At 60.3% G+C, this 24,703-nt stretch carries 21 protein-coding genes; 10 read left to right on the forward strand and 11 right to left on the reverse strand.

From position 1 onward, the window contains the following. Positions 1–76 precede the first annotated feature (76 nt). From KDW95_RS08595 to KDW95_RS08610, 4 genes are read left to right on the forward strand one after another with little or no spacing between them, the layout of a single operon-like run. Positions 77–1,906 (forward strand): extracellular solute-binding protein, encoded by a 1,830-nt coding sequence (locus tag KDW95_RS08595; RefSeq protein ID WP_255855868.1) that lies wholly within the window; start codon positions 77–79, stop codon positions 1,904–1,906. Beyond that, a complete protein-coding gene (locus KDW95_RS08600) occupies positions 1,906–2,994 on the forward strand; it encodes a microcin C ABC transporter permease YejB (RefSeq protein ID WP_255855869.1) in 1,089 nt (362 codons plus the stop codon). Before KDW95_RS08595 ends, KDW95_RS08600 begins: the two co-directional genes overlap by 1 nt. Next, on the forward strand, positions 2,994–4,025 hold the full coding sequence (locus KDW95_RS08605; RefSeq protein WP_255856486.1) for an ABC transporter permease: 1,032 nt from the start codon (positions 2,994–2,996) through the stop codon (positions 4,023–4,025). Before KDW95_RS08600 ends, KDW95_RS08605 begins: the two co-directional genes overlap by 1 nt. A 58-nt stretch (positions 4,026–4,083) precedes the next feature. Next, the gene (locus tag KDW95_RS08610) at positions 4,084–5,679 is read left to right on the forward strand and encodes an ABC transporter ATP-binding protein (RefSeq protein ID WP_255855870.1); all 1,596 of its coding nucleotides are present in this window, start codon (positions 4,084–4,086) and stop codon (positions 5,677–5,679) included. A gap of 79 nt (positions 5,680–5,758) precedes the next feature. On the opposite strand, the gene KDW95_RS08615 is transcribed toward KDW95_RS08610, so the two are convergent. From KDW95_RS08615 to nfuA, 4 genes are all read right to left on the reverse strand, one after another. Continuing rightward, positions 5,759–7,660 carry a SurA N-terminal domain-containing protein gene (locus tag KDW95_RS08615; protein ID WP_255855871.1) on the reverse strand — a complete coding sequence of 634 codons (1,902 nt, stop codon included), beginning with the start codon at positions 7,658–7,660 and terminating at the stop codon, positions 5,759–5,761. Between the two features lie 492 nt (positions 7,661–8,152). Continuing rightward, complete coding sequence (locus tag KDW95_RS08620) at positions 8,153–8,428, reverse strand: HU family DNA-binding protein (protein WP_020679779.1); 276 nt, start codon at positions 8,426–8,428, stop codon at positions 8,153–8,155. Positions 8,429–8,564: 136 nt separating this feature from the next. Further along, a complete protein-coding gene (gene lon, locus KDW95_RS08625) occupies positions 8,565–10,994 on the reverse strand; it encodes an endopeptidase La (protein WP_255855872.1) in 2,430 nt (809 codons plus the stop codon). Between the two features lie 307 nt (positions 10,995–11,301). Beyond that, positions 11,302–11,895 carry a Fe-S biogenesis protein NfuA gene (nfuA, locus tag KDW95_RS08630; protein WP_255855873.1) on the reverse strand — a complete coding sequence of 198 codons (594 nt, stop codon included), beginning with the start codon at positions 11,893–11,895 and terminating at the stop codon, positions 11,302–11,304. Between the two features lie 177 nt (positions 11,896–12,072). Here nfuA and KDW95_RS08635 point away from each other — a divergent pair, with 177 nt between their 5' ends. Together KDW95_RS08635 and KDW95_RS08640 are read left to right on the forward strand one after the other, a co-directional pair. Beyond that, the gene (locus KDW95_RS08635) at positions 12,073–13,401 is read left to right on the forward strand and encodes an MATE family efflux transporter (RefSeq protein WP_255855874.1); all 1,329 of its coding nucleotides are present in this window, start codon (positions 12,073–12,075) and stop codon (positions 13,399–13,401) included. 51 nt (positions 13,402–13,452) lie between these two features. Further along, a complete protein-coding gene (locus KDW95_RS08640; protein WP_255855875.1) occupies positions 13,453–14,625 on the forward strand; it encodes a cation:proton antiporter domain-containing protein in 1,173 nt (390 codons plus the stop codon). A gap of 99 nt (positions 14,626–14,724) precedes the next feature. Here the strand turns inward: KDW95_RS08640 and KDW95_RS08645 are convergent, their stop codons facing one another. Next, positions 14,725–15,285, reverse strand: a complete 561-nt coding sequence (locus tag KDW95_RS08645) for a DUF882 domain-containing protein (RefSeq protein ID WP_255855876.1) — start codon at positions 15,283–15,285, stop codon at positions 14,725–14,727. An 86-nt stretch (positions 15,286–15,371) separates the two neighbouring features. After that, positions 15,372–16,361 carry a glycosyl transferase family protein gene (locus KDW95_RS08650; RefSeq protein ID WP_255855877.1) on the reverse strand — a complete coding sequence of 330 codons (990 nt, stop codon included), beginning with the start codon at positions 16,359–16,361 and terminating at the stop codon, positions 15,372–15,374. 75 nt (positions 16,362–16,436) lie between these two features. On the opposite strand from KDW95_RS08650, the gene KDW95_RS08655 reads away from it, so the two are divergent. The 3 genes from KDW95_RS08655 to KDW95_RS08665 all read left to right on the forward strand — a co-directional run bounded on the left by KDW95_RS08655 (position 16,437) and on the right by KDW95_RS08665 (position 19,238). Next, positions 16,437–17,201, forward strand: coding sequence for an adenosylcobinamide-GDP ribazoletransferase (locus tag KDW95_RS08655; RefSeq protein ID WP_255855878.1), 765 nt, complete (start codon positions 16,437–16,439; stop codon positions 17,199–17,201). 67 nt (positions 17,202–17,268) lie between these two features. Beyond that, complete coding sequence (gene rlmD, locus KDW95_RS08660) at positions 17,269–18,618, forward strand: 23S rRNA (uracil(1939)-C(5))-methyltransferase RlmD (protein ID WP_255855879.1); 1,350 nt, start codon at positions 17,269–17,271, stop codon at positions 18,616–18,618. Next, positions 18,615–19,238: a pseudouridine synthase gene (locus KDW95_RS08665; RefSeq protein WP_255855880.1), complete on the forward strand. Its 624-nt coding sequence runs from the start codon at positions 18,615–18,617 to the stop codon at positions 19,236–19,238. The genes rlmD and KDW95_RS08665 overlap by 4 nt, the downstream gene beginning before the upstream one ends. 2 nt (positions 19,239–19,240) lie before the next feature. On the opposite strand, the gene KDW95_RS08670 is transcribed toward KDW95_RS08665, so the two are convergent. From KDW95_RS08670 to dapA, 3 genes are all read right to left on the reverse strand, one after another. Continuing rightward, a complete protein-coding gene (locus KDW95_RS08670; RefSeq protein WP_255855881.1) occupies positions 19,241–20,191 on the reverse strand; it encodes a 2-hydroxyacid dehydrogenase in 951 nt (316 codons plus the stop codon). 167 nt (positions 20,192–20,358) lie between these two features. Further along, positions 20,359–21,750, reverse strand: coding sequence for an outer membrane protein assembly factor BamC (gene bamC / locus KDW95_RS08675; RefSeq protein WP_255855882.1), 1,392 nt, complete (start codon positions 21,748–21,750; stop codon positions 20,359–20,361). Between the two features lie 4 nt (positions 21,751–21,754). Continuing rightward, positions 21,755–22,636 carry a 4-hydroxy-tetrahydrodipicolinate synthase gene (gene dapA / locus KDW95_RS08680; protein WP_255855883.1) on the reverse strand — a complete coding sequence of 294 codons (882 nt, stop codon included), beginning with the start codon at positions 22,634–22,636 and terminating at the stop codon, positions 21,755–21,757. Between the two features lie 179 nt (positions 22,637–22,815). Between dapA and KDW95_RS08685 the strand changes: the two genes are divergently transcribed. Next, positions 22,816–23,283 carry a peroxiredoxin gene (locus KDW95_RS08685; RefSeq protein WP_255855884.1) on the forward strand — a complete coding sequence of 156 codons (468 nt, stop codon included), beginning with the start codon at positions 22,816–22,818 and terminating at the stop codon, positions 23,281–23,283. A 27-nt stretch (positions 23,284–23,310) separates the two neighbouring features. Here the strand turns inward: KDW95_RS08685 and KDW95_RS08690 are convergent, their stop codons facing one another. Together KDW95_RS08690 and KDW95_RS08695 are read right to left on the reverse strand one after the other, a co-directional pair. Further along, entirely contained in the window at positions 23,311–24,396 is a 1,086-nt protein-coding gene (locus KDW95_RS08690) for an AI-2E family transporter (protein ID WP_255855885.1), read from the reverse strand. A gap of 16 nt (positions 24,397–24,412) precedes the next feature. Next, entirely contained in the window at positions 24,413–24,649 is a 237-nt protein-coding gene (locus tag KDW95_RS08695) for a sulfurtransferase TusA family protein (RefSeq protein ID WP_255855886.1), read from the reverse strand. Positions 24,650–24,703: the final 54 nt, after the last annotated feature.

The following is a 24,703-nucleotide window of genomic DNA, read 5'->3' on the forward strand; positions in this document are numbered from 1 at the left end:
TAGCCCCATCCACGGTTCCATAAGCGACAAGTGACTGATATAACAAGTCATATTCTTGCAGAGGTGACGGAGCACTATGACCAGGACACATTTGCACACGCGATTGCTCGGCGCAGTAATACTCAATGCCTGCCTGTTTGCCAGCAGCCACCTGTTCGCCGACAACCATCCCAGCCATGGCATGGCCATGCACGGGGATCTGAAATACCCGGCCGGCTTCAGCCATTATGACTATGTCAATCCGGATGCCCCCAAGGGCGGTACCCTGAAACAGTGGGACATGGGCACCTTCGACAGCTTCAACGGCTTTATCATCAAGGGCAGCGTGGCGGCCGGCACCAGCCTGATGTACGACAGCCTGATGGACCAGACCGCGGACGAGCCCTTTTCCCAGTACGGCCTGCTGGCGGAATCCGTCACCCTGCCGGAGGACCGCCGCTGGGTAACCTTCAAGCTGCGCGACAATGCCCGTTTCAGCGACGGCGCGCCGGTCACCGCCGAGGATGTCATCTTCACCTTCGACATTCTGCGCAGCAAAGGCAGTCCGTTCTACGGCGCCTACTACGCCGGCATTGACCGCATTGAAGCACCCGACCCCCTCACCGTGACTTTCCACTTCAAGGGTGAGACCAACCGCGAGTTGCCACTGATTGTGGGCCAGGCCAGCATTCTGCCCAGACACTACTGGCAGGACCGCAGCTTCGACAGCCCCAGCCTCGACATACCGGTCGGCTCCGGTCCCTACCGTATCGACAGCTTCGAGGCCGGTCGCTCGGTCACCTACAGCCTGCGCAACGACTACTGGGCGGCGGACCTGCCCGTCAAGCGTGGCCATGATAACTTCGACAAGATGCAGTTCGACTACTACCGTGACGCCACCGTGGCACTGGAGGCCTTCAAGGCCGGCGAGTACGACTTCCGCCTCGAGACATCTTCCAAGGAGTGGGCCACCGGTTATACAGGCCCAGCCTTCGAGGATGGCCGCATCCGGAAACAGGAACTGGCCAACGGCAACCCCACCGGCATGCAGGCCTTCATCTTCAATACAAGGCGCGACAAGTTCGCCGACCCGCGGGTGCGTGAAGCCCTGGGCTATGCGTTTGATTTCGAATGGACCAACCGCAACATTTTCTACAACGCCTACACCCGCACCCACAGTTTTTTCTCCAATTCGGAAATGGCCGCCACCGGGCTGCCAACACCTGCAGAACTCGCCCTGCTGGAGCCGCTGCGCGACCAGGTTCCCCCCGAGGTCTTCACCCGGGTCTACCGGGCGCCGACCACCGCTGGTGACGGCAATATCCGTGGTGAACTCCGCCAGGGCATGCGCCTGCTGCAAAGCGCCGGCTGGGAATACCGCGACAACAAGCTGGTGAACAGCCAGACCGGCGATCCCTTTCGCTTCGAAATCCTGCTGGTGCAAAAGGAGTTCGAACGCGTGATTGCCCCCATGATCCGCAACCTCGAGCGCATGGGTGTGGACGTGGACATCCGCATTATCGATGTGTCCCAGTACATCAACCGGCTACGCAGTTTCGACTTCGACATGGTGGTCGGCTCCTTCCCGCAGTCCAGCTCGCCCGGCAACGAGCAGCGTGATTTCTGGCACTCGGAACTGGCCGACATGCCCGGCACGCGCAACCTGGTTGGCATCAAGAACCCGGCCATCGACAGCCTGGTGGATACACTGATCGCGGCACCGGATCGCGCCAGCCTGGTTACGGCCGCCCGCGCCCTGGACCGGGTGCTGCAGTGGAACCACTATGTCATCCCGCAATTCCATATTGCCACCTACCGCATCGCCTACTGGAACCGCTTCGGCATGCCCGCGGTGCGTCCGACCTACAGCCTGGGGCTTGATACCTGGTGGTCCCTGGAGCCTGGCAGCACGGCCTCGGCAAACTGATGGGTGCCTACATACTGCGCCGCCTGCTGCTGATTATTCCAACGCTGCTGGGCATTCTGACCATCAACTTCATCATTATCCAGGCCGCCCCGGGGGGACCTGTGGAGCAGACCCTGGCGCAACTCGAAGGCCTCAGTGTCGAGGCCACCGGGCGCATCGGCAGCGCGGTTCAGAGCGACATCATTCAAAGCAGCAACGGCGAGGGCAGCTACCGCGGTGCCCAGGGCATGGACCCGGCCCTGGTGGCCCAGATTGAAAAGCTTTATGGCTTTGACAAGCCGGCCCACGAACGCTTCTGGCAAATGCTCAAGAACTACCTGGTGTTTGACTTTGGCCGCAGCTTTTACAGCGACAAGCCGGTTACCCAGCTCATCGTTGAAAAGATGCCGGTATCCATCTCGCTCGGGCTCTGGACGACCCTGCTGACCTACCTGATATCGGTGCCACTTGGCATCAAGAAGGCGGTGCGTGACGGCACCCCTTTCGACGTCTGGAGCAGCAGTGCCATTATTGTCGGCTATGCCATTCCCAACTTTCTGTTTGCCATCCTGCTGATCGTGGTCTTCGCCGGCGGCACCTACTTCAACTGGTTCCCGCTGCGCGGCCTGACCTCATCGAATTTCGCGGAGCTGTCGCTGCTTGGCAAGGTCGGCGACTATTTCTGGCATATCGCCCTGCCGGTGCTGGCCTCGGTGATCAGCAGCTTTGCCACCCTGACCATGCTCACCAAGAATTCCTTTCTGGACGAGATCGGCAAACAATATGTCCTCACCGCCAGGGCCAAGGGCCTGAACGAAAACCAGGTGCTGTACGGCCATGTCTTTCGCAACGCCATGCTGCTGATTATCGCCGGCATGCCCGCCGCGCTGATTGGCATCTTTTTTACCGGTTCGATGCTGATTGAGGTGATTTTCTCCCTCGATGGCCTGGGCCTGCTGGGCTACGAGGCGGTGATCAACCGTGATTACCCGGTGATCTTCGGCACTCTGTATATCTTTACGCTTATTGGCCTGGTACTGAAGCTGATCAGCGATATCACCTATGTGATCGTCGACCCGCGGATCGATTTCGAGAGCAGAGAGGGATGATGCGACTCAATCCAATCAATCGCCGCAGGCTCGACAACTTTCGCGCCAACAGGCGCGGCTACTGGTCGCTGTGGCTGTTCGGCGTGCTGTTCTTCGCCAGCCTCTTTGCCGAACTGATCGCCAATGACAGACCCCTGGCGGTCAGGTTTCAGGGGGACCTGTACTGGCCGGTGGTGCAGGACTACAGCGAAACCCGCTTCGGCGGCGAGTTTGAGACCCTGGCCGACTTCAAGGACCCCTACATTCAGGACCTGATTCACAACCAGGGGCAAGGCTGGATACTCTGGCCGGCGATACGCTACAGCTATGACACCATCAATTACGACCTGTCGGTGCCCGCGCCCTCGGCCCCAAGCCAGGACAACTGGCTCGGCACCGACGACCAGGGGCGCGATGTGCTGGCACGGGTCATCTACGGCTTCCGTATCTCGGTACTCTTTGCCCTGGTACTGACCCTGGCAAGCTCGGTGGTCGGTGTCGTTGCCGGCGCCATCCAGGGTTACTACGGCGGCAAGGTCGACCTGCTGTTCCAGCGTTTTATCGAGATCTGGTCTGGCTTGCCGGTGCTGTTCCTGCTGATCATCCTGTCGAGCCTGGTGCAGCCCAACTTCTGGTGGCTACTGGGCATCATGCTGCTGTTTTCCTGGATGAACCTGGTGGATGTGGTGCGGGCGGAGTTCCTGCGCGGACGCAACCTGGAGTATGTGCGGGCGGCCCGCGCGCTGGGCCTGGGCAACCGCCTGATCATGTTCCGCCACATTCTGCCCAATGCCATGGTCGCCACCCTGACCTTTATGCCCTTTATCTTCAACGGCTCGCTGGTCACGCTGACCGCGCTGGACTTCCTGGGTTTTGGCCTGCCGCCCGGCTCCCCCTCCCTGGGCGAGCTGGTCGCCCAGGGCAAGTCCAACCTGCACGCCCCCTGGCTTGGCATCACGGCCTTCTTCGCGCTGGCCATCATGCTGACACTGCTGATCTTTATCGGCGAAGCCGTGCGCGACGCCTTCGATGCAAGGAAACTCAAGCTGTGACAAGTCCCGCGGCCTGCCGACAGTGCTCTTCCCCACCCGCCCACAGGAGATCCCAGGCATGAGCGAAACGCTGGTTGCCATCAGCGATCTGTCGGTACGCTTCGAGCAGGATGGCCAGACCATTGATGCCGTGCGCAATGTCAGCTTTAACATTCCCCGCGGCAAGACCCTGGCGCTGGTGGGCGAATCAGGCTCCGGCAAGTCCGTCACCGCGCTGTCCATGCTGCGCCTGCTGCCCTACCCCCGGGCGAGCCATCCCGGCGGCAAAATTGAGTACCTGGGAGAGGACCTGCTGCAGGCCGACGAGCCGCGGCTGCGACAGATTCGCGGCGACCGTATCGGGGTCATCTTTCAGGAGCCCATGACGTCGCTGAACCCGCTGCACACGCTGGAAAAGCAGATTGGCGAAACTTTGCTGCTGCACAAGGGCCTTAGCGGCATGCAGGCACGACAGCGCATCCTTGAACTGCTGACCCTGGTCGGCCTGCCAAACCCCGCTTCACGCCTTGGCAGCTACCCCCACGAGCTGTCCGGCGGACAGCGCCAGCGTGTCATGATCGCCATGGCTCTGGCCAACGAACCCGAGCTGCTGATCGCCGATGAACCCACCACGGCACTGGACGTCACCATCCAGGAACAGATTCTGGAACTGCTGGCACGGCTGCAGCAGCAGCTTGGCATGGCCATCCTGCTGATCACCCACGACCTTAATATCGTACGACGCCATGCACACCAGGTCTGTGTAATGTACCAGGGCGAAATCGTCGAACAGGCCAGTACGCCGGCGCTCTTTGCCGAACCGCAACATGCCTACACCCGCCGCCTGCTGGATGCCGAGCCCTCGGGGGTGCCCGCAGAGCCCCCTGCAACACCCGAGGACATCGTTGCGACGGACAACCTGCGTATCTGGTTTGCGATCAAGAAAGGCCTGTTCAAGCGTGCGTCAGAACACATCAAGGCGGTGGACGGTGTATCGTTGCGGCTGCCCCGTGGCCAGACCCTGGGCGTTGTCGGCGAGTCCGGCAGCGGCAAGACCACCCTGGGCCTTGCTATCCTGCGCCTGATTCGCAGCGAAGGCGACATCCGCTTCGAGGGCCAGACCATCAGCGACTTGCCACAAAAACACATCAAGCCGTTGCGACGCCAGCTACAGGTGGTCTTCCAGGACCCGTACGGCAGTCTGAGCCCGCGCATGCCCGTCAGCGATATCATCAGCGAAGGTTTGGAGATTCACGGTATCGGTGACAGCCCCGCAGCACGGGAGCAGCTGATTATCGACGTGCTGCAGGAAGTGGGGCTGGACCCGTCGAGCCGACACCGCTACCCCCACGAGTTTTCCGGCGGCCAGCGCCAGCGCATCGCCATTGCCCGCGCCCTGGTATTGAAACCCAAGCTGATTATCCTGGACGAGCCCACCTCGGCACTCGATCGCACGGTACAGAAACAGATCGTGGACCTGCTGCGCGAACTGCAACGGCGTCACCGCCTGAGCTACATTTTTATCAGCCACGACCTGGCCGTAGTCCGGGCCCTGAGCCACCAGCTGCTGGTCATGCAGCAGGGCCGGGTCGTCGAACAGGGCGCGGCCGCGCAGATTTTCGAGGCACCCGCCCAGGACTACACCCGCCAGCTGCTCAAGGCCGCCTTTCGCTAGCCCACACAGCAAAAAGCCACCGCAGCGCTAGACCCCGGTGGCTTTTCTATCTGGTGGCTGAATCAGCCAGACGCCAGGCTCAGTTCATTTCAATCTCCGCCGCGCCCTTGAGGGTGCGCACCAGATCCTGGTAGTCCTGCTGCCCCTGACGCCCTGCGAGGTAACCGCGCATGGCCTTGAACTCGTCCGCAGACACCGCCTCATCCAGATCCGGCGTATTCACCGCTCGCAGTGCGACGATCGCCCGGCCGCCGACATTCAATTCCACCGCAGCGTAACTGGTGGCGCCACCGGAAGTGGGTTGCGGCATGCGGAACAGCTCGGCACGAACTTCGGTGGCCAGATCCTGGCTGGCACGGCTGACATCGGCAAGCTCGATCAACGACTGATCCTGCTCAGCGGCCAACGCGGCCATATCCGCGCCCTGCCTGAGTTGCGCCAGCAGGCCTTCGGCCAGCTCGTCCAGGCGTGCCGCTGTCTTCTCGTCCAGCAGGTCCTGGCGAATGCTGTCAGCCACCTCATCCTGCGTCTGCTGACGCGGGCGCAGATGCTCCTGCACCCGGATCACGACACTGCGACCGGTATCCAGCTCGATGGGCGCACTGTTCACGCCATCGTTGATCAGCTCAGGCGAAAACGCCGCCGCCAGCACCCGGGGATGCGCACTGATCTCATCACTGCCACCACTGCGGCCGAAGGGCTCGCTGGTCTGAATTTCCAGCTGCAGCTCTGCGGCGGGCTCCTCCAGGTTGCCGGATGAGAAAGTGACGTCCGCCAGGCGTTCCAACTGCTCGACATAACGGCTCTCGCCTTTCTGAGCCAGAATCTGCTCGCGCAGTTCAGCCTGCATCTCGTCAAAGGACGGCGCCTCGGTCTGCACGACTTTGCCAAGTTTGATCAGGTGGTAACCGAACTCGGTGCGCACCGGCGCCGACACCTCGCCTTCGCCACTCAGTGCAAAGAGTGCGTCCTCGAAAGGCCCGACGAACATGCCCCGGGCGTTCATCCCCAAATCACCACCACTGGCAGCGGAACCCGGATCATCGGAGTTTTCCCGTGCCAGGGTTGCAAAGTCCGCCCCCTCGTCCAGCTGTTTTTTCAGCGCCTGTGCCCTGGCCTCGGCCGCTGCGGCATCCTGCTCATCGGTGATCTCGATCAGGATATGCGCCGCTTCGCGCTCCTCATCGGAGCTGAACCCGGCCAGCACCTGCTGATACTGTCCCTGCAGCTCGGCATCAGTGACCTCGATATCCCCCAGCAGACTGGCCTTGTCGAGCAGCAGATAACGGATACTGACCTGCTCTTCGGTCTGGTAGAGCTCACGCTGGGCATCGTAGCGCGCGGCAATATCAGCCTCAGTCACGTCGATCTGCGCCCTGACAGGTGCGTCCGGCAGCTCGAACCACGCCATGTCGCGCGTCTGGCGATCCAGCGCCAGCAGCTGCTTCAGCTGGCCGTCGGTCACGAACGCAGACAGCTGATAACCGGATCTTTCCTGCTCGATCAGGGTTTCACGGCGCAGGTAATCGCGATAGGTCAGCGGCGTCAGCCCGACATTGCGCAACACCGCCTCGAACTGATCACGGTCGAAGGTGCCATCGAGCTGGAAGTCGCCGGTGCCGACAATCATCTGATCGAGCATCTGCGGCGAAATCGCCATGCCCTGCTCGCGGGCCGACTGTACCAGCACCGCATCATCCACCAGACGGTCCAGCACCATGGCGCGGATCAGGTTGTCATCCAGCGCGGCGGGGTCGGCATTCGCCCCCATCTGAGCCAGCAACTGACGCCGCTGCAGCTCGACAGCGCGAAACAGCTCCTGCTCGCCGATCTCCTCGCCGTTGACGGTCGCCGGCGCCTGGGTACCCGTTGTCAGGCTCACCAGCGACTCCACACCGAACAGGGCGAAGGTCACCACAATCAGACCGACAATAACTTTTGCAACGATACTTTGGGAGTTATCCCTGATGGACTGCAACATGCTGAATCCAAAAATTCAAATGTACGAGATTAAAAAAAAAGCGCATTCAACCGAATACGCTTTCTTGTATTAGATGGTACAAAAACGCATCTTGGTATTTTTGTACCCAACCCGGACCAACGCCTGATCAAAAAACAATCGATTGCTCCCCTGTGTATCCTGAAATGAAAAAAACCAACTGCCGATCCATTTCAACGTAGTACAAAAACCGATCAACTGATATTCAATCATTCAAACGCTGACTACGCACGGCGGAGGTTCAAATAATGCATACTCACACCGCTAAAAATACTTTGGCTACACAGGTAACAATATTTGTCGCCTAATTTTTAGCCAGGAAACAGTAATCAATAAACGCTTTACTGCTTCAGTGTCCAGGCTGCAGAAAGTGGGTCAGCTATTCCCCAAGCCACCTTCGGGCGCACCCTCGACAACTCGCTCGGCCCCTGCGGGCCGCATGCCAGTGTCGAAGCGCGCTTCACGATCAGATTCTTACTTGTTCACCGCGTCTTTCAGAGCCTTCCCCGGCTTGAAAGTCGGCAGGGTTGCCGCTGCAATTTCGATCGGCTGACCGGTTTGCGGGTTACGGCCAGTACGCGCTGCGCGCTCTTTGACACCGAAGGTACCAAATCCTACCAGGGCAACAGAGTCACCTTTTTGCAGAGCGCCAGAGATGCTTTCCAGAGCAGAGTCCAGTGCACGGCCAGCCGCTGCTTTCGGAATGTCAGCAGAAGCTGCAATAGCATCAATCAGTTCAGACTTATTCACGATGTTCCCCTTGAATCCAATTCGTTATGTTCTTGTGTACCGTAGTCCATGCCCAGCAAGACGATCAGGCACTTTATACCAACTGGCAGAAACGGCTGTCAAGCAGACGCCACGCGGTTTCTGCCGATGTTGCCTATTAATGAGTCTTTATCTGCCCAGACTCATCCTTCACCGTTTTTTTATCCGAAGCCACAGGCTCCTTCAGTTCACTTTCCCTTGGCTTGGGCTGGTATTTGAGTGCAATATCCAGCACGTCGTCAATCCATTTGACGGGTTTTATTTCCAGATCCGCCTTAATATTATCGGGAATTTCCTTCAAATCACGCTCATTTTCCTGCGGAATGATCACCGTGCGGATGCCGCCACGGTGTGCCGCCAGCAGTTTTTCCTTGAGCCCGCCGATCGGCAGCACCTGCCCGCGCAGCGTAATTTCACCGGTCATGGCAACGTCCGCCCGCACCGGAATGCCGGTCAGTACCGACACCAGCGCAGTACACATGCCAACGCCCGCACTGGGGCCGTCCTTGGGCGTGGCGCCTTCCGGAACATGGATGTGAATATCGCTCTTTTCGTGGAAATCCGCCGCTATACCCAGACTTTCGGCGCGACTTCTCACCACGGTCAGCGCGGCCTGGATGGACTCCTTCATCACGTCCCCCAGGCTGCCCGTGGTCACCTGACGCCCCTTGCCGGCCACAACAGCCGCCTCCAGGTTCAGGATTTCGCCCCCCACCTGCGTCCAGGCCAGGCCGGTTACATGACCCACCTGATCCTCTTCTTCGGCAATACCAAAGCTGTGCCGGCGCACACCGCTGTAGTGCTCCAGCTCTTCACCACCAATGACCCGCTTCTCGCCCTTGAACTGCCCCAGGGACAGCTCCTTGACCAGCTTGCGGCAGATCTTGGCAATCTCGCGCTCCAGACCACGCACACCGGCTTCGCGGGTGTAGTAGCGAATCAGGTGCTTGATGGCTTCATCGCTGATCTCAATTTCCGATGCCTTGAGCCCATTTTGCGACAGCTGCTTGGTGACCAGGTACTTACGCGCGATGTTGAGCTTTTCATCCTCGGTGTAACCCGGAATACGGATGATTTCCATGCGGTCCAGCAGCGGTCCCGGAATGTTCATGGAGTTGGAGGTACACACGAACATCACATCGGACAGGTCAAAATCCACTTCGAGGTAATGGTCGTTAAAGGTGCTGTTCTGTTCGGGGTCAAGCACCTCCAGCAAGGCGGACGCCGGATCGCCGCGCTGATCCATGCCCATCTTGTCGACTTCATCCAGCAGGAACAGCGGGTTCTTAACGCCCACCTTGCACATTTTCTGAATCAGCTTGCCCGGCATCGAGCCAATATAGGTGCGGCGGTGACCGCGAATCTCGGCCTCGTCGCGCACACCACCGAGCGCCATTCGCACGTACTCGCGATTGGTTGCACGGGCGATAGAGCGCCCCAGCGAGGTCTTGCCGACACCCGGAGGGCCCACCAGGCACAGAATGGGGCCCTTGAGCTTGCGCACGCGCTTCTGCACGGCCAGATACTCAAGAATGCGGTCCTTCACTTCGGCCAGGCCGTAGTGGTCCTCATTGAGGATTTTCTCGGCCCGCTTCATGTCATGGCGCACCTTGGAGCGCTTGGCCCAGGGAATCTGCAGCATCCAGTCGATGTAACCGCGTACTACGGTTGCCTCGGCAGACATGGGCGACATCATCTTGAGCTTGTTGTACTCGCCCAGCGTCTTGTCATACGCCTCCTTGGCCATGCCCGCGCCGTCAATGCGACGCTTGAGCTCGTCCATGTCGTTCGTGCCGGACTCATCCAGATCGCCGAGTTCCTTCTGAATGGCCTTCATCTGCTCGTTCAGGTAGTACTCGCGCTGGCTCTTTTCCATCTGTTTCTTGACGCGGCCACGGATGCGCTTTTCAACCTCAACCAGGTCAATCTCGGACTCCATCAGCGCCATCAGATGTTCGAGACGCTTGTGGTTATCGAGCATTTCAAGAATGTGCTGTTTTTCGTCCAGCTTGAGGGACATGTGCGCCGCAATGGTATCTGCCAGACGGCCGATATCATCGATATTCTGCAGCGACGTCAGCACCTCGGACGGAATTTTCTTGTTGACCTGGATAAAGCGCTCGAACTGGTCCAGCGCCGTGCGCTTGTAAATCTCGGATTCGGCCGGATCGGCCTCTTCCACCTTCAGTACCGACACCCTTGCGGTAAAGCTGTCGTCAGTTTGATGGAAGCTTTCAATGTTGGCGCGGTAATCACCCTCCACCAGCACCTTGATGGTGCCATCCGGCAACTTGAGCATTTGCAGCACGGACGCCACGGTACCGACCGCAAACAGGCCCTCGGCCACCGGCTCGTCATCGGACGCATTCTTCTGCGCGACCAGCAGTATTTCCTTGTTGCTGTTCATGGCCGCTTCAAGGGCCAGAATCGATTTTTCACGACCAACAAACAGGGGAATGACCATATGCGGATAGACAACTACGTCGCGCAGTGGCAATACCGGAAGCTCGATGGCTACAGCATCCTCTTTTGCTTCAATCTGATCCATGTGGATGATGCCTCTTTGCAGAGCACCCGCCCCTAGCGCTGACGAATGCGAGAACCTTGGAAATAATGGTAATACCAATCAATGGGGCTGGAGCATGGAAATACAAGCGATAAACTGAAAAAAACCGCTGTCGCCCGATCAGGAGGCTTGCCGCGACAATCGAGCCGACAGGATAGCCGTATCAACCCCACTTGCTGCACCACAGCACAACGGGGATCTCTGTGTTATAGCAGTACCCGCGGAGCAGAACAACGGCGCAGAAACAAGAACGGGGTCCTGCATGCAGGACCCCGTTCTGGATAACGGCTTACTTGTAGTAAGCTTTTTCGGTGTTGCTGTGATCGGTTTCATCGCGCACGGCGATCAGGCCCGGTACACGCTCAAGCAGGGTTTTTTCCACGCCGTCCTTGAGGGTCATGTCCACGGCACTGCAACCCTGGCAACCGCCACCGAACTTGAGCACGGCAATGTGACCGTTTTCCTCTTCCACCAGCTGTACCAGCTTGACCTCACCACCGTGGCTGGCCAGCCCCGGGTTGATGTCGGCGTACAGTATGTAATTGATCTGTTCTTCCATCGGGCTATCCGCGGAAACCTTGGGCACCTTGGCGTTGGGCGCCTTGATGGTCAGCTGGCCACCCATGCGATCTTCGGCGAAGTCGATCATCGCTTCCTCAAGGTACGGCAGGCTGTTGCGCTCGAGGTAGAAACGAATGAGCGTCAGTTCCAGCAGCTCGTCGTCTGCAATCACCTCATCGGGACGGCAGTACGCCAGGCAGGTTTCGGCATAGGGCGTGCCCGGCTGCGTCACGAACATGCGTACGGAGATGCCTTCTGCGTCCTGTTTGGACAGCAGGTCAGCCAGGTATTTTTCAGCACTTTCGGTAACCGTGATATTCATGGGAATTACTGGACTCCTAACGTCGCAAGCTGACAGGTCTGATAGCTCGAAGGATACACGCTATCTAATTCCGAGTAAATTGATCGGCTATTAGCTGCCTGCCCCACAGCCTCGATAATTCTGCTAGAATTGCCGCCTCATTTTTTACCACCTGCAGCAGCCCGCATCCCAAGCCCAATGAGCCAACCGCAACGTGTGCGCACCATACTGACACTGGGCCTGCCCATAATTGGCGGCATGCTGTCTCAAAGCCTGTTGAACCTGGTGGACGCCGCCATGGTCGGGCGCCTTGGCGACACGGCGCTGGCGGGTGTCGGCATCGCCGGTTATGCCAACTTTATCGCCATCAGCTGCGTGATCGGGCTCTCGTCGGCAGTGCAGTCTCTGGTGGCACGGCGCCATGGCGAAGGCCGGCGCGCGGAAATGGCCCGCCCGGTCAATGCCGGCATCATACTGGCACTGGCTATCGCCCTGCCCCTGAGCCTGCTGTTTGCCGCGTTCTCCGACAGCCTGCTAAGCCTGATGAGCGGTGACTCCGCGGTGCTGACCATCGCCAACGACTACTTCGATTACCGCATCCTCGCCATGAGCGCCGTGGGCATTAATTTCTCCCTGCGCGGCTGGTGGAACGGCACCTACAGACCCATGGTGCATCTGCGCCTGTTGCTGATCATGCACCTGACCAATGTCGTGCTGAGCTATGGCCTGATATTCGGTGCCCTTGGGCTGCCGACGCTCGGTGCCGCGGGCGCGGGCCTTGGCACCAGCATTGCGCTTTGCGCCGGCTGCCTGCTGAACGCGGGACTGGTCTGGCGCGATGCCAGAAAACACGGTTTTCTGCGCGCCAAGCGGGATCGCCGTGCGCTCGCGACCGTGTTGCGGCTGTCGATTCCCCATTCCCTGCAGCAGTTGCTCTTCGCCGTCGCCATCGCCGTACTGTTCTGGATCATCGGACAGATTGGCACCCAGGAACAGGCCATCGCCCATATTCTTATCAACCTGGCACTGTTCCTGATCCTGCCCGGTGTGGGACTGGGCATGGCCTCCACCTCCCTGGTCAGCCACGCCCTGGGGCGCAATCAGCCCATGGAGGCGCAGCAATGGGGCTGGGATGTCATCAAGACGGCGCTGGTCATCATCTGCCTGCTGAGCCTGCCCATGTGGCTCGTCCCCGACCATATCCTCGCCCTGTTCATGACCGACCCGCTGCTGGTGGAGCAGGCGCGGCTGCCACTGCAGATCACCGGCCTTGCCATCTGCCTGGATGCCGCCAGCCTGGTGCTGACCCAGGCACTTCTGGGCGCCGGCGCACATCGACTCGTCATGCTGGTATCCGTCGGCGGGCAATGGCTGTTCTATCTGCCACTGGCCTGGCTGTTCGGCCCTCACCTGGGCTTCGGACTGACCGGTATCTGGCTGGTACAGCTGGCGCACCGCAGCCTGTCGTCGCTGGTTTTTATCGGCATCTGGCGACGGCGCCACTGGGCCGACATCAAGCTCGGTTAGTTTGATACACTGGGCACAAGCTGCGCGCAGTATCACAGGAACCCTCTCTTTATGGCGGAACAGAGTCTCGTATTCTCATTTTTCCTGATTTTCACCGGCGCTGCGATTCTCGCCACCGCAGCTCTATACACGCGCCAGCCCCTGCTGGTGGCCTATATCGTACTCGGCGCCCTGCTGGGCCCCTATGGCCTCAGCTTGATCTCCGACACCCGCCTGCTGGCGGACATTTCCCATATCGGCATCATCTTTCTGCTGTTCCTGCTGGGGCTCGACATGCAGCCGAGCCACCTGCTGCACATGCTGAAAAAAGCGACCCTTGTGGCCATCGCCAGCTCACTGATCTTCATGGCTACCGGCTACGGCGCCAGCCTCGCGTTCGGGTTCAGCCAAACCGAAGCCCTGATTATTGGCGCGGCACTGATGTTCTCCAGCACCATTATCGGCATCAAGCTGCTACCCACCACGGTACTGCACCATCGCCACACCGGCGAGCTGGTCGTTGGCCTGCTGCTGCTACAGGACGTTATTGCGATCCTGGTGCTGCTGCTGCTCTACAGTGGCAGCGACGATAGCCAGAACGGCATTCAGGCGTTCCTGAAAACCCTGGCGGCACTGCCATTGATGACGGCAGGCGCTTTCCTGTTCGTGCGCTACGTCCTGTTACGACTGCTGCAAAGCTTCGACCGCTTTCACGAGTACATCTTTCTGCTGGCACTCGGCTGGTGCCTGGGCATGGCGGAACTGGCCCAGGCCATCGGCCTATCGGCCGAAATGGGCGCCTTTGTCGCCGGTGTCACCCTGGCCACCAGCCCGATATCCCAGTACATCGCCACCAGCCTGAAACCACTGCGCGACTTCTTTCTGATCCTGTTTTTCTTCTCCATCGGCGCCAGCTTCAACCTGGCGCTGGTGAACGTCATTCTGCTGCCCTCCCTGGTCATGACCGCTCTGGTGCTGGCACTCAAACCGGTAGTGTTTCGTTTCCTGCTGTTTCGCATCAGCGAAAGCAGGAAACTGGCCTGGGAGATCGGCTTTCGCCTCGGCCAGATCAGCGAGTTTTCCCTGCTGATCGCCTACCTGGCCACCAGCGCCACCCTGATCGGCCAGGAAGCCTCCCATGTGATCCAGGCCACCACCATCCTTACCTTCCTGTTCTCCAGCTACCTGGTGATTTTCAACTTTCCCTCGCCCATCGCCATCTCGGATCGACTGCGCAAGGACTGAGACTCCACCGCCGTCACTTTAACCACCCAAACGAAAAAGCCGCCTTCCCGTGCAGGAAGGCGGCTATTTGCAGAAACCGCGGTACAGCTATGTCAGCACTCAGCCCCAGTGACGTACGGGCCCGACATCCACATGCAGAAAGTTGCTGCGCGAATAAAAGCCCACACCCCCGGCTTTCATTTTCAGCGCCATGCGCTGTACATCCCGCAGCGCAACGCCCGGCACACGAATATCAATGGCCTTGCCCTGCATGTGGTAGCTTTTCTTGGCAACACCCTGACCTTGCTTGCGCAGCTTCTCGTTGGTTTCCGGGGAACGGTAACCGGATATCACCTGGAATTCCTTGTGCAGACCGATATCCCGCTGCAGCAGGTAGAGCAGATCAAACAGCTGGCGGTCCATCTGGATCGAGCTGCCGGTACGGTGATCGCGCAGCAGATGATCCACCTCCTGCAGCACCTGGGGCATGTAGTGACCATCAGCCCAGTACACCGCGGTCATTTTCTCGCCGGTGTGCATGTTGTTCAGGGTGAGCTTGCGTTCCAGCCCGGGGTTCTTGATCAGCGGTGCACCTATGGCGCCGGACCCGGCCAGCCCAGCCGCCGCACCGGCCAGGGTTTTGATAAAAGCACGTCGATTCTGCAGGATTCTATGGGGCATGATTCAGCAACAGTTGGTTGAAATATTTACAGCCATTATCCACAAATAGCATCAGCTGTATATTTTTTACACGATTAATTGGGTTTCTAGTACGCATCTTTGACGCGCGCCGACCAGAGTGTACGCGCCTGGCGCACCGCCTCCTCGGGCTCGGATACGCGCCCAAGCAACCTGAGCACCGCCGCCAGCGTATTAATCACCGCGCCCTCGCCGTACTCGTGCTCCAGCTCGCCACGCCACAGTTGCAGCAACTCCGAGGGCTGCAGTGTTTCATCGCGCACAACGCGCTGAGCCAGCAGCCTGGGCCACTGCTGCGTTTGCATCTCGCCATCCAGGATCCACTGCAACTCGCTTTCCGAATCAGGCTTTAGCTCCGCTTCGCCGCCATCCCCCTTGACCGTTACGCTGTTGCGCATGCCCAGCAGCATGCTGGTTTTCTGGTGCATGGGACCATAAGGCGGATGGAAAACACCGTCAATGACGTGCTCCGCCCCCAGTGGATTAAGTAACCGGCACAACGTATGTACCGGCGAGCGCAGCCCCAGGATCGAGCGCAACTGGATAATCTCGCCCAGCTGCGGCGCCAGTTCATCGATGGACATAAAGGCAAAGTTGCGCGCCGCCAGCTGCCCGTCCACCGCGGACCAGTCGTGACAGGATGGCAGGCCGAACAGGTCGAGCATGTCCTGGGTATAGAGCCGGCCCGGCATATGACCGCGGGCACCGTGCATGAACACCCGCACCCCGGACTGCGCCAGCGCCAGCGCCGCCAGCAGGAACCAGGGCAGGCGCCGCTTTTTGCCGGCATAGCTGGACCAGTCCAGATCGACCTGCAAATCCTGCGGCGCCTGCAGTCGCGCCCGCACCGCACTGACAAAACCGCACAGCTCTTCCGGCGCCTCTTCCTTGACCCGCAGCAGCATCAGAAAGGCCCCCAGCTGTTCGGGCCTGACCTGGCCATCGAGAATCATGCCCATGGCATCACGGGCTTCCTCAGTGGTCAGGGAGCGCGAGCCCTTCTTGCCCTTGCCGAGAATGCGCACATAGGTCGCGAATGGATGTTCCTGACTGCTCATGGATCTGATGCCTCTTTTGCTCTAGAGTGTGGCCGCGTCATATATACCCAAGCGCACGCCTGAATGCGAGACCGAATGAACGCTTTGACCCGGCAACTACAGCTTTTTTTTAATGCCCTGACGTTTTTCACCCGCATTCCGGCACCGGCCTGGGTCGAGTTCGGCGATGAGCAGTTGAATCACGCCAGTCGCTACTTCCCGCTGGTCGGCCTGCTGGTCGGACTTGTTGCCGCTGGCCTGTACGGCTTTTTCACGCTTCTGTTCCCCGCCCTCATCGCCGTATTGCTCAGCACCGGCTGCACCTTGCTCCTCACCGGCGGCTTTCACGAAGATGGCCTGGCCGATGTCTGTGACGGCTTTGGCGGCGGCTGGACGCCGGAGCAGACTCTGCACATCATGAAAGACTCCAGGCTCGGCACCTACGGCGCTCTGGGGCTAATACTGGTGCTGGGCCTCAAGTTCGCCAGCCTGGCCGCCGTTGGCGATGTCTTGATCGCCCTTGTCGTCGGCCATGTCCTCAGCCGCTTCGTTGCCGTCAGTCTGATTCACACCGATGCCTATGTACAGCTCGACCAGCTGAGCAAGGTGCGCCCACTGGCCAATCGCATGAGCCGCAACGAGCTACTGATCGCCGCTGCGCCGGCCCTCCTCAGCCTGTTCCTGCTGCCGGGCTATAGCGCTCTGGTACTCATCATGGCCCTGGCGCTGCTGCGCCTGTATCTGTGCCGCCTGTTCCGCAGGCGGCTTGGCGGCTACACCGGCGACTGCCTGGGCGCCGTCCAGCAGCTGAGCGAGGTGACGATTTATCTCGTACTCTGCCTGCCACTGGCCGGCCTATAAACAGCGCTGCGTTTTCGCCAGCGCCTTAGGCTGCTAGAATGCGCGCCATTCACTAGCGAGAGTTGTCATGAGCCGCAGCAAACCGATCCGTTTTGGGGGCCCCGCCCGCAAGAGTGCCAGCAAGAGCCCGCAGGTTCTCGACATTGAAGGCCTGAGCCATGAAGGCCGCGGTGTTGCGCGACTCGATGGCAAGGCCGTGTTCGTGAGCGGTGCCCTGCCCGGTGAGCAGGTGATGGCGCGCATCGACACCGACCGCAACCGCTACGCGCAAGCCCAGACCCTGGAGGTACTGAGCGCCAGCCCCGAGCGTGCCGAACCCGGCTGTCAGCATTATGGCCAGTGTGGCGGCTGTGACCTGCAACACCTGCGCCATGACCAGCAGATCCACTTCAAGCAGGAACAGGCACTGGATCAGCTCAGGCGCATCGGCAGCCTGGTGCCCGACGCAACCGAAGCGCCGCTGGTCTCCCTGCCCTGGCACTACCGGCGCAGCGCCCGCGTTGGCATCAACCAGCTGCAGCGCAATGGCGAGCCCCTGATCGGTTTTCGCCGCCGCGCCAGCAACAAGCTGTTGCAGATCGAGCAGTGCGAAGTGCTGGATCTGCGCGCCCAGGACCTGTTCCGCGGCCTGCGTGACACCCTCGCAGGGCTGGATGACCTGAAATCCATTACCCATGCCCAGGTTCAGTATGGCGACCACCTGGGTGCCCTGACCCTGCGTACCAAAAAGCCCCTGCGCGCCGATACCCTGGCCCGCCTGCAACCGGTCGCCCGGCAGTTCGAGCTGCAGCTGTACCTCGAAGACAGCCAGGGAACCCGCTATGCGGGCGATGCACCCGAGCAGCCACTGACCTACGCCCTGCCGGCCTTCAAGCTGGAACTGGAGTTTGCACCGGGCGACTTCCTGCAGGTCAATCCCGAACTCAACCGCCAGATGGTGTCCCGCGCCATCGAGTGGCTCGACCCGCAGCCCGGCGACCGTGTGCTGGACCTGTTCTGCGGCCTGGGAAACTTTACCCTGCCACTGGCGACGCGCTGCGCCGAGGTGGTCGGCGTCGAGGGCAGCGACACCATGGCCGAACGGGCCAGCATCAATGCCCGGCGCAATGGCATTGAAAACGCCACCTTCTTTCGCAACGACCTGAGCCAGGATTTTCGCCACCAGAAATGGTATCGCACCGGCTTTGACCTGATCCTGCTGGACCCACCGCGCACCGGCGCCCGCGAAGCCATACAGCAGCTGATCGGCTATCGGGCCAAACGCATCCTCTATGTGTCCTGCAACCCGGCCATGCTGGCCCGGGACGGCGCCGAGCTGGCCCAGGCCGGCTACCGCCTGACACGCTTCTGCGCCATGGACATGTTCCCGCACACCGCCCACGTCGAGGCGCTGGCGCTGTTCGAGCTGACAGCATGAACTACCGCCTGGTCTGGGCCGACGACGAACTGGTGGTGGTGATCAAGCCCGCCGGCCTGCTGTCGGTACCTGGCCGCGGCCCGGACAAGCAGGACTGCCTGTGGCACCGGGTGCAGAGCGATTTTCCTACCGCCCGTATTGTGCATCGCCTCGATTGCGCCACCTCCGGGTTGATGGTGCTGGCACTGAACGCCGCCAGCCACCGGGAGCTGAGCCGTCAGTTCCAGATGCGTGAAACCCGCAAGCGTTACCAGGCCCTGGTGGCCGGATGCCCGACCGAGAACAGCGGGGTAATGACGTGGCCGCTGCGCTGCGACTGGGAACGCCGCCCGCTGCAGATTGTGGATACCGTCGAGGGCAAGTCCGCGCGCACCGAGTGGCAGCTGCTGGAGGGCAGCAGCGCCCAGAGCCGTATCCAGCTGCACCCGATTACCGGTCGCTCCCACCAGCTGCGGGTGCACCTGCAGACGCTCGGCCACCCCATACTCGGCGACAACTTCTACGCACCGCCCGAGATTATCGCCCGGGCGCCTCGGCTGATGCTGCATGCAGAACAGCTGGGCTTCCAGCACCCGCTAAGCGGCGAAGCGGTGAATTTCGAGGCACCGGTGCCCTTCTAGCGCTAACCGACCACCCGCAGGGCTTCGCCACGCCCAAACGCCTGTATCGTCTCCAGCGTCTGCGCAACGATGCGCTGACGCGCCTCCTTGCTGCCCCAGGCATTGTGCGGCGTCACGATCAGGTTGGGAATATCGCCGCCCAGCAACGGGTTGCCATCCCTTGGCGGCTCCACGCTGAGCACATCGGTAGCCGCCCCGGCCAGCTCGCCGCTGCGCAGGGCTTGCGCCAGCGCCGCTTCATCGACGATGCCGCCCCGGGCCACGTTGATCAGCAGTGCGGATTTTTTCATGCGGCTGAAGGCCCTGGCATCGAGCAGATTGCGGGTGTGTTCGGTCAGCGGACAGTGCAGCGTCAGCACATCCACCTGGGGCAGCAACTCATCCAGCGGCAGCCGTCCTGGCTCCGCGGGCCCGCCCGGGCGCTGCGCCACCATCAGGTTCATGCCGAAAGCCTGGGCAATACGTCCGACCCCCTGCCCCAGGTTGCCATAGCCGACGATACCCAGCGTCTTACCAGAGAGCTCGGCGATGGGGAAATCCAGAAAGCAGAACTGGCGAGCCTGCTGCCAGCGCCCGGCCTGCACCGCCTGGTGATAATCCAGCAGGCGGGTGCTGAGCGCCAGTAACAGGGAGAATACGTGCTGAATGACGGAGTCATTGCCGTAGGCCCGGCAATTCGACACCTGAATGCCCAATTGCTGCGCCGCCACCAGGTCCACGTTATTGGTACCCGTTGCCACCACGCAAATCAGCTTGAGCCCGGGCGCCTGCTGCAGCGCAGCGGCATCAAGGCACACCTTGTTCACCAGTACGACCTCGGCATCCCGGATACGCTCTGCGACCTGCTCCGGCGCCGTTGCCATATGGGTCTCGAAGACATCGAACTCGGCGTCAAGCGCCGCCAGGTCAATATCTTCCAGGCTTTCGAGATCAAGAAATACCGCCTTTTTCATCAACCTGACTCCCTGCACTTGTTCATCGGCGTGCTGACACCTGCCAGACTCGAGATACGACAAAGGGGCCGAAGCCCCTTTTTATTAACCGGCCATCAAGCGTCGCTCAGGCTCGGCCTGGACTCGGCCGACGTCGTCACCCAGAGCGCACCTGAAGGCACCCGGATTCAGCCTGCAGGCAGGTGATCCTTGATACTCCACAGAATTTCTTCTGCCACCAGTGCCGGCGCCTCGAGACCTTCCGCCGTGGCGACACTCAGGTAGCTGCCGCTGCGCGTACGGTTCATGTGCAGCTGATAGCGCCCGACAAACTCGTAGTTGCCGGTCTCGCGGTTCAGGCCACCGTCCCTGCCATCATCACCAAAGACGTAGATAACCTTGCCGGCAAACCAGATCTTGTAACCTTCACGATTCGCCAGGTTATCAGGGTCGGCCAGGTCACTCTGATCGACCTCGCCTTCCACCAGGCGGTCCGTCTGCTTGGCGCTGTAGCTGATGCCATTTTCGCTGTCGGCATCGCCGAAGCCCAGGGTGCGTTCGAACAGAGCGGTATCCAGCTTGATATCATCGCGCTCACCGTGCAGCCACTCGAAGAAGCCGGCCTTTTTGGTATCATCCACCGGCGTTGTGGTGGTGTAGGTCAGGTAGAAAATGCCGGCTTCCTGGTCCCGCGTTCCCACATCCAGCTGGGCCGCCGTCAGGGCACCGTCGATCAGGTTCCAGGCCTTGTCGATGGAGGTCTCGATCTTGAGCGTCGGATTGCCGCGCGAATCACGCCCCAGCAACGGCCGTGTCGAATCGCGCTGCTGCAGCGCCAGCAAGCTCTGTGCACTGGAGTCAGCCGTGGCCTTGCTGAGGTAACGCAACATGTCGAACATCATGTCGCTCTTGTAACCGACATCGGTCGATTGGCCATTCCAATCGATCGTATCGACCTGCTGGCTGAACGGAAATGCTACGTGATCAATGCGAATGGAGGTCCGGGCGTAGTTTTCCGGGTCCGGCTTCAAGCTGATGCGCAGCTTGTTGCGGGTGTCGGTTTCGGTCTCCTGGAACGTCAGTTTCCTGATCCAGCGATCGGCAAAGCCGTACTCCTTGCCATCGACCCTGATCCAGCCGGACTCCATCTGGCCCTGGCGCGGGTCGGACTTGGCCAGCTCGATACCGTTGAAGCGCCAGAAGTCCTGCAGCTTGACCCAGACATCGGCAATAGGCTCGTCAACGACGATGACCTTTTCATCCCCCAGGCGCGACAGGTTGACGCGCTCGGAACCGGTGTCAGCATAGAAAAACTCGGGCCGCGGTACCTTGAAGTCTTCCTGGCGCACCGTGGCGGTGTCGCCCACCACCGGTACCACCAGCTGCTCGTTCAGCGCACGGGTCTGCAGGTGTGGCGGAATTTCCAGCCGGGCCTGCGCCTGGGCGCTCTCATAGTCCTGGGAGCGGTTGCGCACCAGGCCATCATCACCGTATAGCGGATTGCTGGACATGTAGCTGCAGCCGGAAAGCCCGGCGGCAGCAACCAGTAGCGCACCGGTCAGCGTTTGACTCTTCATCATGGGTTCAGCCCTGAATGATGCCGCTCTCGCGCAGCGCATTGCGAACAATCGGCTGACAGCTCTCGGCCAGCAGCGTCAGCGGTAGACGAATTCCGGGACCAATAAGCCCCATTTCGTACAGGGCCCATTTCACCGGAATCGGGTTGGACTCGACAAACAGCTGAGTGTTCAGTGGCATCAGCTTTTCCTGCATCGCGCGCGCGCCCTGTGCATCGCCGGCCAGGGCCAGGCGACAAAGCTCGGCCATCTCGGCCGGTGCCACATTGGCGGTAACCGAGATATTGCCGTGGCCGCCGGCCAGAATCAGCTCGACCGCCGTCGCATCGTCACCGGAGTAGATCGCGAAATCCTTGGGCGCCCGGGCAACCAGGTCACGGGCGCGCTCGACATCGCCGGTCGCATCCTTGATCCCAATGATGTTGTCGATCTCGGCCAGGCGCAGGGTTGTATCGTTGCTCATGTCACAGGCGGTGCGTCCCGGCACATTGTAGAGAATCTGCGGTACGTCCACGGCCTCGGCAATGGCTTTGAAATGCTGGTACAGGCCTTCCTGGGTCGGCTTGTTGTAGTACGGAGTGACCAGCAGACAGGCAGCGGCACCCAGCTCTGCCGCCCGGCGCGTCAGGGAGATTGCCTCGCGGGTGGAGTTGGCACCGGTGCCGGCAATCACCGGCAGGCGCCCGGCAACCCGCTTGATGATGTACTTGATCACCTGGCAATGCTCGTCACAGTCGAGGGTTGCGGACTCACCGCTGGTCCCGACGGCCACGATCGAATCGGTGCCGTTTTCCAGGTGCAGATCGACCACCTTGTCCAGAGCGTCCCAGTCGACATCTCCATTGATCTGCATCGGCGTAACGAGCGCAACAATACTGCCAGTAATCATTACTTTCTCCATCTGACAAATTCGGGTCTATGGTACTGTTCGCACCAGACTCGTACAACGAGACCAGAATCCCCCCAAGGCTTAGCCGGCGGCGGGTTTGATCTCGCAGAAAGGCCCAGTATTCTATACGATTTGCACGCCCGAAGCGTACCCGTTTTTTGACCCAAAAAGGAATCCCCATGAGCCAAGTATCACTTGACCTGCCCGTACCGGACTTCAGCGCCCAGGCCACCAGCGGCGTTAAGGTCGACTCCAGCGCCCTGCGTGGTCGCAACCTGGTGATCTATTTCTACCCCAAGGACAGCACCCCCGGCTGCACCACCGAAGGCCAGAACTTTCGTGACCTGTATGAGGAATTCAAGGCGCTGGATACCGAGATTTTCGGTGTATCGCGGGACGGCCTGCGTGCCCACGAGAACTTCAAGGCCAAACAGTCGTTCCCGTTCGAGCTGATCAGTGACAGCGACGAAAGCCTGTGTGGCCTGTTTGACGTTATCAAGCTAAAGAAGCTCTACGGCAAGGAGCACATGGGTATCGAGCGCAGCACCTTTCTGATCGACAAGACCGGCACCCTGCGCCACGAATGGCGCAAGGTCAAGGTGGCCGGCCATGCCGACGCCGTACTGGACGCCGTCAAGGCGCTGTAGTCCGCGCCGCCCACCGGCCCCTCCGGCCTAGGGCTGGGGCTGCCCATCTTCCGGCAGCCCCGACAGCTGACTCCCCGGCCAGGCATTCAGAATGGCCTTCACCAGGGTTGCCAGAGGAATGGCAAAAAACACGCCCCAAAAACCCCACAGGCTGCCAAATACCAGCACCGCCACTATGATCGACACCGGATGCAGGTTCACGGCCTCCGAGAACAGCAACGGCACCAGCACATTGCCATCCAGCGCCTGAATGATGCCGTAGGCCACCATCAGCCACATGAACTCGCTTCCCCAGCCAAACTGGAAGAAGCCGATCAGGGCCACCGGCAGGGTCACCAGCGCAGCGCCTATATAGGGCACCAGTACCGACAGGCCGACGATAACCCCCAGCAACGCCGCATAATTAACCCCCAGAAACGCCAGCACGACAAAGGTCACGGACCCCACGATCAGGATTTCCAGCGCCTTGCCACGAATGTAGTTGGCGATCTGGTCGTCCATTTCGTGCCAGATCTTGGTCATCATGTGGCGACGCTCCGGCAGAAAGGACGCCCACCAGCCCACCAGTTTGCGACCATCCTTCAGGAAGAAAAATACCAGGATGGGCACCAGCACCACGTAAATCAGCAATGCCACCAGGTTGCCAAGCGAGTTCAACGAGAACGTCAGCACCCACTGCCCGGCCTGGCTCAGCTCGGTTGTCGCCAGCTGAATCAGGTCGCGCACCTGGGACTCGGAGATAAAGTCAGGGTACTTCTGCGGCAGCAGCAGCAGCAGTGACTGCACATTGGAAACCATGCGTGGCAGCTCGTTGAACAGCGTCACGAGCTGCTTCCACGCCGCCGGCATTACAAAGAGCAACAGCGCCAGAAAGAAGCCCACAAAGGCGGTAAACACCAGCACTACCGCACCGAGGTGCCTGAGTCCGCGGGCAACCAGCCAATCCACCGTACCCTGCATCAGAAACGCCAGCACGATGCCGGCAAAGACCGGAGCCAGCGGCTGCCCCAGGGTAATGATGACCAGCAGACCCACCGCCAGCAGCACAAACAGCAACAGGGCTTCCTCGTCAGAGAAATACCGATCAATCCATTTGCCGAAAATTTTGCGCATAGCGAATCCCTGCTGCCTAGGAGCGACGGATAATATAGATGAAGCGTTCGTCCTCGGTGAACGATTGCAAAAGCTCATGGTCACACTGATCGGTGTATGCCTTGAAGTCCCGCACCGATCCCGCATCAGTCGCAATGACCTTGAGCACCGCACCACTTTGCAATCGGTTCAATGCCTGCTTGGCCTTGAGCAACGGCAGCGGGCAGTTCAGCCCACTGGCATCAAGTACCTGATCGAATTCACCGCTCACCATGATTGCCCCTCTTGCCGGGTCGTTTTGGAAGCTGGATATTAGCATAAAGCACTG

This window comes from Marinobacterium rhizophilum, from assembly GCF_024397915.1.
GTDB classification, from domain to species: domain Bacteria; phylum Pseudomonadota; class Gammaproteobacteria; order Pseudomonadales; family Balneatricaceae; genus Marinobacterium_A; species Marinobacterium_A rhizophilum_A.